The sequence below is a fragment of the Bacillus massiliigorillae genome, assembly GCF_000380245.2.
Lineage (GTDB): Bacteria > Bacillota > Bacilli > Bacillales > DSM-1321 > Bacillus_AD > Bacillus_AD massiliigorillae.
In genome coordinates this window covers 365,582-376,871 of record NZ_HG428741.1, presented here as the reverse complement: position 1 = coordinate 376,871, position 11,290 = coordinate 365,582, and the positions used below count along the sequence as shown (strand labels likewise).

At 35.6% G+C, this 11,290-nt stretch carries 10 protein-coding genes; all 10 read right to left on the bottom strand.

Translation table 11 applies throughout. From position 1 onward, the window contains the following. A partial coding sequence (gene safA, locus TX86_RS27110) for a SafA/ExsA family spore coat assembly protein (RefSeq protein WP_230203554.1) occupies positions 1-1,375 on the bottom strand: 1,375 nt, incomplete at its 3' end. Positions 1,376-1,581: 206 nt separating this feature from the next. Then, positions 1,582-2,202: a DedA family protein gene (locus TX86_RS01695; protein WP_042345643.1), complete on the bottom strand. Its 621-nt coding sequence runs from the start codon at positions 2,200-2,202 to the stop codon at positions 1,582-1,584. Positions 2,203-2,529: 327 nt separating this feature from the next. After that, a complete protein-coding gene (locus TX86_RS01690; RefSeq protein ID WP_042345641.1) occupies positions 2,530-3,192 on the bottom strand; it encodes an MOSC domain-containing protein in 663 nt (220 codons plus the stop codon). Positions 3,193-3,423: 231 nt separating this feature from the next. Then, positions 3,424-4,527 carry a quinolinate synthase NadA gene (nadA, locus tag TX86_RS01685; protein WP_042345639.1) on the bottom strand — a complete coding sequence of 368 codons (1,104 nt, stop codon included), beginning with the start codon at positions 4,525-4,527 and terminating at the stop codon, positions 3,424-3,426. After that, positions 4,527-5,381, bottom strand: coding sequence for a carboxylating nicotinate-nucleotide diphosphorylase (nadC, locus tag TX86_RS01680; protein WP_042345636.1), 855 nt, complete (start codon positions 5,379-5,381; stop codon positions 4,527-4,529). Before nadC ends, nadA begins: the two co-directional genes overlap by 1 nt. Beyond that, positions 5,362-6,936 carry an L-aspartate oxidase gene (gene nadB, locus TX86_RS01675; RefSeq protein WP_042345635.1) on the bottom strand — a complete coding sequence of 525 codons (1,575 nt, stop codon included), beginning with the start codon at positions 6,934-6,936 and terminating at the stop codon, positions 5,362-5,364. The genes nadC and nadB overlap by 20 nt, the downstream gene beginning before the upstream one ends. A 150-nt stretch (positions 6,937-7,086) precedes the next feature. After that, positions 7,087-8,301 (bottom strand): MFS transporter, encoded by a 1,215-nt coding sequence (locus TX86_RS01670; protein ID WP_042345633.1) that lies wholly within the window; start codon positions 8,299-8,301, stop codon positions 7,087-7,089. 143 nt (positions 8,302-8,444) lie between these two features. Further along, positions 8,445-8,981, bottom strand: coding sequence for a DUF3267 domain-containing protein (locus TX86_RS01665; protein WP_081707527.1), 537 nt, complete (start codon positions 8,979-8,981; stop codon positions 8,445-8,447). 168 nt (positions 8,982-9,149) lie between these two features. Further along, positions 9,150-10,358 (bottom strand): pyridoxal phosphate-dependent aminotransferase, encoded by a 1,209-nt coding sequence (locus TX86_RS01660; RefSeq protein ID WP_042345627.1) that lies wholly within the window; start codon positions 10,356-10,358, stop codon positions 9,150-9,152. A 121-nt stretch (positions 10,359-10,479) separates the two neighbouring features. Continuing rightward, positions 10,480-11,208 carry a hypothetical protein gene (locus TX86_RS01655; protein WP_042345625.1) on the bottom strand — a complete coding sequence of 243 codons (729 nt, stop codon included), beginning with the start codon at positions 11,206-11,208 and terminating at the stop codon, positions 10,480-10,482. Positions 11,209-11,290: the final 82 nt, after the last annotated feature.

Here is an 11,290-nt window from a genome sequence, read left to right as displayed (position 1 = left end):
GTTGCGGCATTAAAGGTGCTTTTTTCCCTCCTTTACCTTCACTTGCTTGAATTTGATCACACCCACAATCCTCTTCTTCTAACATCATATTAGGCTGATTATACATCATAAATTGCCCATGTTGTACATTCTCTCCTTGCGACATCATCATTGGAGAATGATGGTGGTGGTGGTGATGACTCGATGATTCATAATGATGGCTCGACGATTCTTGATGATGTAACCCACCCATGCCAAAATGCGAAGATGATTCTATGTGATGATGCAATCCATGAGCTGATACTTCAGGTACCGGTGACACATAACCTTGATATGCAGGAGCATTATATACTGGGTGCATAGGCATTGATTGATGAGCTACAGGCATAAATTGTTGATGCATATGTGAATGAGATTCGTACAAACTACTTTCTTCTCCACATAATGGCTGAAGCATCTGACCATATATAGGCTCACAGAATTGGTGATACATCGGAAACATAGGAGGACAAAATCCCGTTCCCGGCATTAGTGGTGTTATAGCAACACATTGTGCTTGCTCAACTGGCTTTTGCTGCTGTGGCAGCGGCATCGGTTTTGCTTTTGGTTGTGGCTTTGGTTTCGGCTGTAGAACAACTGGTTTCGGTTTCTGTTTCGGTTGAGGTTTTGGTTGTTCAACGGGCTTTTGTACATTCATATTAGCCATATTAACCATATAATAATTATTAATATCGATTTCTGGTATGACTGGTTGTGGCACAACTGGAACTGGCTTCGGTTTCTTCTTTACAACTGGTGCTTGAGGCATTGGCATTGGTTTTGGCTTAGGTACCTCTTTTACTATTGGTTTTGTTACATTTGGTTTGGGTGCTTCTTTCACAATAGGCTTTGTCACATTTGGCTGTGGTGCTTCTTTTGCTATTGGTTTTGTTACATTTGGTTTGGGTGCTTCTTTTGCTATTGGTTTTGTAATATTTGGTTTGGGTGCTTCTTTTACTATTGGTTTTGTTACATTTGGCAGCGGCGCTTCTTTTACTATTGGTTTTGTTACATTTGGCTGTGGTGCTTCTTTTACAATCGGTTTTGTTACATTCGGCTGCGGTGCTTCATTCGCAGCTGGCTTTGTTACATTAGGTAGAGGTGCTTCTTTAATAATTGGTTTTAAAATTCCTGATTTGACCGTTTCTTTTTTAGAGTGGACATTTATTTTCGTGTTTGAATGAGAAGCAGGATTTTTGGTAGTGTCTACACCTGGAATTTTTATTTTCATACCTGGCATGATCATGTCAGGATTGCTAAGCTGGGAATTTAACTTTTTCAGCTCTTCGAATGGCACGCCGTACTTTTTTGCCAACTTCCAGAGTGTGTCTCCTTTTTGGACAATGTGTATCTTCACGCTGTTTCCCTCCTATGCAAATGTCCTTATATACTATGAAAAAATAGGCAATGTGCTAATGTTTTTCAAGAAAACTTATGCAGGGCAGAATCTAAATATGAATATAAGAAGCGAGAAAGCAAATATCCTATAACCTAACCAAAAACAAAAAAGCAGTCCGAAAAAGAAGTGTAAATCCCTTTTCAAACTGCCTCATCCATTTAAACTCACATAATTTGTTCTTTTGAAGTTACTTTTCTTTTACTTGCAATAATTTTTTTAGCAACAATATATATGATAATAATTGCTACAATCATACCCGCAATTGGAAAAGCATACTTATCGAAAATCTCGCCGGCTTGATTCCAGTTCTCACCAAGCTTGTACCCTAAATATAAATAAAAATATGTAATAGGATACATCGCAATAAATGTATATAAACTAAATTTTACAAGACTCATTTTTGTCATCCCACAAGGAATAGAAATGGCTGTTCGAACGACTGGTAAAAATCTTGCAAAAAAAGCCACACTAGGACCATACTTTTCAAAGAAACGATCCGAAGCTTTAATTTGTTTTTCATTGATTAGAAAAAACTTTCCGTATTTCTCTACAAGTGGTCTGCCGCCATATCGGCCTAAAGCATACAAAGTGATTGGACCAATCGTGCCTCCCAGCGTACCAGCTAGTGCTAATAAGTGAATATTAAATTCTCCTTGCGACACCCAGTAACCAGCCATCGGTAAAACTATTTCAGCAGGAACGAATTCAAAACATAAAGCTAGTAATACTCCAAAATAAGAAAACTGCTGGAAAAACTCTATAAACATCAAAATATAATCTGACATATTTCCACCCCTAAATGTTCTACAGTTCCTTATTATAGTTATTATTCGAAAAAATTAAAACCGTTTAGCCAGTTTTAATCAAATCTTAACAATTGAAACGAAAAACCGGCACCGGTCTTTTTTGATTTAGAATTTACTTCTTGTTTGATCCTCTAATCAAAAAGGAGACACACGGCAGGCATAAGACGAGCCATTCTTGAAAACCCTCCTTTGGTTTTCAAAATGGATTGGCTTATGGCCGAGTGCGGCAGGTGTAAGGTTAGACATTGAAAAACCGGCACCGGTCTTTTTAGATTGGCTTCATATTACCCTTCACAGTAAAACTCATTATGGTACAAGCTTTTCTAAACGATCAGTCAATTTTTTCTGCCAATCTCCTGCTAATTCAAGGACTTCTAATATTTGTTTTATCCCTTCAACATTCTTCGTTTCATGAAAATAAACTTCATTTGTATATAGAACCGATATTTGGTTAGGATGCTTCTCTAATAATGTAATTTTTGAATCATGTCTTACACTACCTTCTTCTAATACTCGACATAAATAACCTGTGTAACCTGTCTCCACAATTCTTTTCAAAAGCAAAGGCAAACCTAATCGCTTAGTTATCGTGCTACATGGTACTCTTGCTTGCGTTATTTGGATAACTGCATCCCCAAGGCGATAAATATCACCTATACAAACTTGACCTTCTTGCATATTTGAAACTGTAATATTTTCTCCGAAAGCGGAAAGAGGTAATACTTGATTAAACTCTTGTTCCCAAAGTCCATAATGCTCATACGGATAAACACATACTGCTCGATCAGGACCACCATGATAACGTAAATCGGCCACACCATCACCAATGAATCCGTCCTTCGTTAAAAAAGCTTCCTCAACATTCTCTTTACAAATAGCTGTCGTCATTTCTTTCTCATTATCGTATTTCATTGTTTTCGGTAAACCAATTGAGAAATTTTTCAGTTCAATGATAGGACTATTATCCATATTTTCCCACTCACTCTCATTCTATATATTTTAGTTATACAATAGATAAGCTCTTTTGTTATTCAATTTTCACGAACTTTTAGTCATTTGCAAATAAACTTTCACTTTTCCAAAATTCATAACCAACGTCAACAAATAAAAAGAGCTATGCCAAAGTGATGTATACTTCACTTTTGACACGCTCTTTTTATCCTAAAGATTAAGTGATAATAAAACTACTGAGGTTTTACTTTAAGATCTTTCTAACATTCTATTAATAGCAAGAACAGCCTGTTTCGAAATTTCTTCATCGACGGTAATTACATTGACAGGTGCTCCTTCTAAAATGCTCTCTAAGCTCCATAGTAAATGTTTTGCATCAATACGATTCATCGTTAAACAAGGACACATATACGGATTTAAAGAAATGATTTCTTTATCAGGATGTTGATCAATTAATCGCTTCACTAAATTCATTTCTGTACCTATTGCCCATTTCGAACCAGGCTCTGCTTGTTGAATCATATCAATAATATACTTCGTACTTCCATTATAATCAGATTGTTCAACTACTTCATGTGTACATTCAGGATGAACGAGAATATTCATTCCATGGTGCTGCTCTCTTACTTGCTTGATATTTTCCACTGTGAAATTCTCATGTACGGAGCAATGACCTTTCCACAAAATCATTTTACAATCCGTTAAATCTCCATCATAAATTAATTCATTCTTAATTGGATCCCACACAGCCATCTGATCAAGTGGGATACCTAATTCAAAAGCTGTATTTCTACCTAAATGCTGGTCTGGTAAAAATAAAATTCTTTCTTTTTGCTCAAAAGCCCACTTTAACATACTATGAGCATTTGAAGATGTAACCGTTGCACCTCCATTACGACCTACAAAAGCTTTAATTTCAGCAGTTGAATTTACATAGGTTAATGGAATAATACTATCTCCAAATTGTTGCTGTAATGCTTCCCAAGCATGATCTGTTTGCTGAATATTTGCCATATCCGCCATCGAGCAACCAGCTCTCATATCTGGTAAAAGTACTTTTTGATGACTTTGCGTTAATATATCTGCCGTCTCTGCCATAAAGTGTACCCCACAAAACACTATAAACGAAGCTTCTTTTTGTTGTGCTGAGACTTGTGCTAGCTGAAGGGAGTCACCAGTTGAATCGCAATGTTGAATAACTTCCTCACGCTGATAATGATGTCCAGGTATAAATAACTCTTTTCCTAATTGAGCCTTAACTTGGCGAATTCGCTCATGAATCTCTTCATCTGACATATTATTATATTTCTCGGGTAATAATTGTTTTACTACTATTGTTTCAAGCAAACTCATCACACATTCTCCTTAACAGTGAAATACAATACTTTCGCACTAATATCAAGCGCCTTCACAGAATGCGTTAAGCACCCTAACGATATATAATTCACTCCAGTATCCCGGTAAGTATGTAAATTTTCTAGCGTAATCCCACCAGAAGCTTCAGTTATAATCGATGAGGGCACTAGTTTAACAAGTTCTCGCACCTGTTCAGGCGTGCAATTATCAAACATAATTACATCAGCTCCAGCTTCTACCGCTTCTATTACTTGTTCTTTCGTAGACGTTTCCACTTCTACCTTCATCATATGCCCTGTCTTTGCTTTCGCTAACTGAACAGCCTTTGTGATGCTCCCTAAGAAATCAATATGATTATCCTTAATCATTACACCATCGTATAAGCCATAGCGATGATTGCTCACTCCACCACAATGTACGGCATACTTCTCTAACATGCGTAAACCTGGTGTTGTTTTACGAGTATCACAAGGTTGAGTAACTGTTCCTTCTAAAATCCGTGCAGCTCTTTGCGCTTCAGTTGCAATTGCACTCATACGTTGAACAAGATTTAAAATCACTCGCTCTCCCATTAGTAACGCTGCAATATTTCCTTTTATATCTGCCAGCTTTTCTCCTTCAGTAATTACATCACCATCATGAACATACATAGTAATTTCAACGCTTTCGTCTACCATTTTAAATCCAGTTTCAATAACATCCTGCCCACAGAAAATACCGTTTTGTTTAGCAATGAACATGAATTGCCCCTTCTCAACACCTGTAAACAACGATGATGAAGTAACATCTCTTTCCCCAATATCTTCTATAAAAAAAGCCTGTAGCATTTCTTTAAGCTTTAACTTGTTCATATACGACACTCCCTTCAACATGAGATTGAGTAATTATGATTGATGCATTTTGCCAAGATGCACTTTCATTACAACAATCATTCCGATTATGTGCACCTCTACTCTCTTTTCGAAGTCGCGCACTATTTGCAATACTTATAGCTGTTAATACCATAAATGCCTTTGTCACTTCTTCTTTCGATAAGGACTGAAAGCTTTCTTCTAATAGAGTAGATAAAGAAAACTGTTGTAGCCAGTGTGATAGTGTACGTAAACCTTCATCATTCCTTACAATCCCTGCATATAAAAACATATTTTGTTGCAATTCTTGAATAGTCGGTAATAACGGTCGCTTACATTCATCCTTGTATGCTTCCATATTGATTTGTATATTTTGTAACGGACAATGTTGCAGCATCATCCCAAGCTCTCGACCAAACACTAATCCTTCAAGTAAGGAATTACTAGCTAATCGGTTGGCTCCATGAACTCCTGTACACGCTACCTCACCAACTGCGTATAAACCATTTACATTAGTTCTTCCTTGTTCATCTGTTTCAATGCCACCCATAATAAAATGACTTGCCGGTGCTACAGGTATTTTTCCTTGTCTCCAATCTAAGTCATAACGCTCACATAATGCTGTAATAGCTGGAAATCGTTTATTAAAGTTTTTAATCATACTCGTATCTAAGAAGATTTGTTGCCCTTTCTTCATATGAGAAAAAATCGTTTGCGCTACAATATGACGAGGTGCTAAATCTTGTAATCTATGTATACCTTCCATAATTGGAATGCCATCTTGATTTCTTAATATCGCACCTTCACCTCGAACAGCTTCGGAAACTAATCCTCGTACTTTTCCATTAATATATAATCCTGTTGGATGAAATTGATTAAACTCCATATCTTTTAATCTGGCACCTACTTTTAGTGCAAGTGCAAATCCATCACCAGTTGCATTTTGACTATTCGTACTGTAAGGGTAAAGCATTCCACAGCCTCCAGAAGCAATGACAGTATGCGTTGCATAATACTTTTGAAGAGCATTGTTCCCATCTCTTGTCACAGCCCCAATACACGTACCATCTTTCGCAATTAATAAATCTACAACCATCTCATTCTCTTTTACTACAATACTTGTATGCTGAATTTGATTCAATAGAAATTCGGCTAATTCTTTTCCTGTTGAATCTCCTTTACAATGTAAAATTCTTCGTTCACTATGTGCACCTTCCAAACCATAAACTAGTTGATTGTATTCATTACAATCAAATTTCATCCCTTGCGATAACAGCGTATTAACAGCAGTAATACCCGACGTTACTAAATGAGTCACAGCTTCTCGATTATTATGATATTCGCCCGCTTCCATCGTATCTTGAACATGACTTTCCACATGATCGTTTGGAGCATGCGCTGCCGCTACTCCTCCTTGAGCTAAATAAGTATTACTCGTTCTTACATTTGTCTTCGTTACCATCATTACTTTTTTCGTTTGACTAGCATATAAAGCTGTTTGAAGTGCAGCAATACCACTGCCTATAATCAACACATCACACTTAAATGAACTCATCGTTACCCTCCTGTTTTACAGGTGTCTTGACACATATATTTACATACCCCTTCGATATTAGCAAGCTTTTTGTATATAAAAATTAGAAAAGGGCTGTGTAAAAAGTATTTATCAATCACTTTTTTACACAGCCCTCTAACCCTTTAAAAGTTATCCTTCTAGATGCGTCGTATGTTGCTGCTTATTCATTCTTCTACGAAATAATAAGAGCCATAGTGCATTAAATAATAATAAACAGCAAGATATAATAAAAACATATGGTATACCCAATTTACTCGCTATTAGACCACCAGCTAACGGGCCGGCGACATTACCGATATACTGAGCCGTTTGATTATAACCAAATATTTTCCCAGTTAATGATTGAGGTACAATCTTTTTCAAATACGTATTAATAGCAGGAATTAATCCTCCTAAACCAAAACCTAATAAAAAGCGTAACACTATTAACTGCCATACACTTCCGACAAAAGCATGCATAGCTAACATAATAGCAACCGCAATTAAACTAAACTGCAATACCTTTTGTGGTCCTAATTGATCACTTAACTTACCTAAATAAGGAGCCGCAATCATATTAGAAATGCCAGAAACAGCCGTTACAATACCTGCCAAAAATGCTATAAAACTTGTTTTTCCTGCTATGTCTGAGACGTATAACGTAAGAATCGGCTGAATAGACATAAGAGCTGCTTGCAATACAAAAGTTAGTACAAAAATTCGTAATGCAATCTTCCAGAAAAACGGATTCTTCTCTAAATCAGCAGCTTTTGCTTTTTCCTTCGTTTTTGCAAGGTCTTTCTTTTCTTCCTTAATAAAAAGAACAATGATAAAAGTTAAAACTAAAAAAATACCCGTTACCCAAAATACTTGGCGGAAACCAATAAAATCCGCCAATAATCCACCAAAAACAGGACCAATGAGTGTTCCTGCCACGCCCCCAGTTGATAAAATACCAAGTGCTCTTCCACTCATATTAGAAGGCGTTTGTGTAGCAACTAAAATAATAGCAGCTGCCAAAAATCCCGAAACGATTCCCATCAAAAAGCGGAGCGCAACCAATTGAAATACGTTTTGCACAAAGCCCATTAGCGTTACAACAACCGCCATACCAAGACTAGCACGAATCAACATTGGCTTAACACCATGTTTATCCGCAAGCTTACCCCAAATAGGTGAGAAAATAGCCGCTGTAATAAACGTGCTACAAAACGCAAGGCTAGACCAAATTTCAATTTCCTCATAACCGTGTAATCCAAGCTGCTTAATGAATAGTGGTAAAAAAGGAATGACCAAATTCATACCAGCTACCGTAAAAAAAGAGCCTATCCAACAAATATATAAATTTCTTTTCCAAGTAATCAAAATAAGGCCTTCTTTCTATCATAAAGAAAACATATATATATATTATATTAATATATTTATAGACTTGACTCAAAAAATTCGTTTTATATTGTCTGATTAAGGTAGGTAATCTTAAATAGCTATAAATGAAATGTTTCATCCAATTACGTTAGTTTCCAATATGTTTTTGGTCCATTACTCCTTATGATAGCTCCCCGAGGAACCTGCACCATAATGAGAATAAACATTAATACATCAACAGATGCCCCAATGGCATTTAATAAAATAATAAACTTCAGTATTGGTGTTAAAACTCCCAATAAACCTAGAAAAATAGGCAGTAAAATAGACAAAATAATAAAAGGAGCGACTGAAATCAATAAAAACCTCGCTTTAGAAAGTTCCTCTTCTGTATGTACAAATCCACCAAAAAAAGTAATACCAATCACGGTTTTATTTGATTTCAAAAAGTTAGGAACTAACATTAAATGAATACCTTCATGAACAATCACTAATCCTATAATCCAAACAAGATCAATCAGTCGTATTGTTATTTGAACATTTCCGTCACTGATACCAAAGTCAGCCATTGAGATGATTGAAAATAGTTTGATTACGCCAAGCACTAGCAAGAGATTGAATATCATTAACGGTATGGAAGCAAACATAGCCTTTACAGGACTATTTGGCTCCTTAACCATTTTCCAGCCATGACCTATTAATACATTATGTACAACTTTATTGTCTTTCGGTAATTTATTTACTAATCTAATCCGAATCCCTCCTCCCTAATATATTTATTATATACAAAAAAACTGAAGCTAAAAACAGCTCACACTGCCTTTTACCTCAGTCTTTTCAAGTTGATATTACTTTACAAAATGACTATTTAATTCTTTAAATGCTGCTCTTGAGCGTTCTAATACATCTACATCAACACTAAATGACATTCTGAAGTATCCTGGGCACCCAAAGCCTGTACCTGGAACAACTAAAATATTATAGTTTTCAGCAGCAAACCTACAGAATTCCACATCATCAGCTATTGGGCTTTTTGGGAATACGAAGAAGCCACCCTGTGGTGTAATAAAATCAAATTTAGCTTCTTTTAGTACATCTACTACAAGATTTCTACGCTGTTTGTATTCTTGTTGCTCTGTCACTAAATCTTCCGTCATCGCTAATACACGTTGCATAAATGCTGGTGCATTTACAAAACCTAGTGTTCTATTAGAAAATACTAGTGCTGCCATCAAGACATCATGACCTTCAATGGCATCATCTATCGCAATATAACCTATTCTCTCTCCGGCAATTCCCAAGTCCTTACTAAATGAACTTGCATAAATCACACGATGATATGCATCAAATGGACTATCATTCTCAACACCATCGTAAGTTAATTGTGTATATGGTGCATCATATACAAGATAAATACTAGAACCATATTGTTGCTCTTTATTCTTTAATAGCTTACCTAATGCTCGAATAGATTCGTTAGATAGAATAGTACCTGTTGGATTATGTGGTGTATTAACAATGATAGCTTTTGTTTTTTCAGTAACCTTACTAGCTAATTCTTCAATATTAATTTGAAAATTTTCATCTAAATTGCAGAATACAGGTTTGCCTTGTACATTCTCGATATAATATTTATATTCAACAAAGTACGGAACTAACACAATTACTTCTTCACCTGGATTCACAATACTATTTAAAGCTACATTTAATGCTCCACCGGCACCAACCGTCATTATAATAGAGTTTGCTGAAAAGCTCTTATTATAAAGTGAATGTAAAAACTGTGCTACTTTTTCACGAGCTTCTACTAAACCTTGATTAGATATGTAGCCATGCAGATTAGCCTCTGTACTTTGTGCCAATACTTTTATGTTTTCTCTAAATTCTGTTGGTGGTTCAACAATTGGATTTCCTAAAGAGAAGTCATATACTTTATCATCACCATGAATTTTACGTAATTGATTTCCTTTTTCGAATAAGTCTCGAATCCATGAACCTTGCCCTAAATTAGCTTCTATTGTTTTTGAAATTAGACTCAATTTACATTTTCCTCTCATTAAACAATATTTTCATAAAGACTAATAATGCTTATGTTTTTTCATTTCTCTATAAATTATCAAACTAAATTACCGAATAGTCAAACATCTTCCGTTATAGCTTCTAATTTACTTACAAGATTCATTGCTTCAAAGTCATATAGCTAGAATTTTTACTTTTTAATACTTCTGTTAATGAGGCAGCACCTAAATGTTGCTTTGCTAAAACCTCTAAATCCTCTGAATGTAATAACTCATGATTTGGCAAATTCGTTAAGTATGTAACTAAACCACCATTTTCTAATTTCTCAGTTTCATTCCATGGAAAAGTAATCACCTTATCTTCACTGAAATAATCAACATAATGCTCCCCATAATAGTTACACCAAAACACGCCTGGTAATCTAGTTTCCAATGTTCCAGGAATATGCTGTCTTTCAGCCGGAACTTCATGAGAAATGTATCCGTATATACCATCTACTAATAAAATGGTATCTTTAAAAACCGTCATAATAACCTCTCTATATTGGAGAAAAGTCTCTACCGGAAAGAAAAAAGTCACATAATTCAAATTTATATTCTTAGAGCTTTTCATCCAATCAACGATAAATAAGAAATGTGGATCATTTACTTTCCCAAGTATACCGCCTGCAGTACCAACCATATGATCTATTTCAACATTTTCATAGGTTTCATCTTCTTCTGTCCACATTTTCAAAAAATCATGCTGTGAGTAATTTTTTGTAAGTGGCTCAACCGTTCCAATCTTTTCAGGTGTCAGTCCAGCTTTCGTTAATAAACTACTAAACTTTAATGCTATATCCTCATTCTGTATAGGGTTCAATGTAATGATTTTAGCAATCATTGTCATTTACATATTTCCTCCTTCTCCTATCCATTACCTATATCTTTCATTATTATAGGATTCATTAGTAAGCGGTGGAGAATGAACG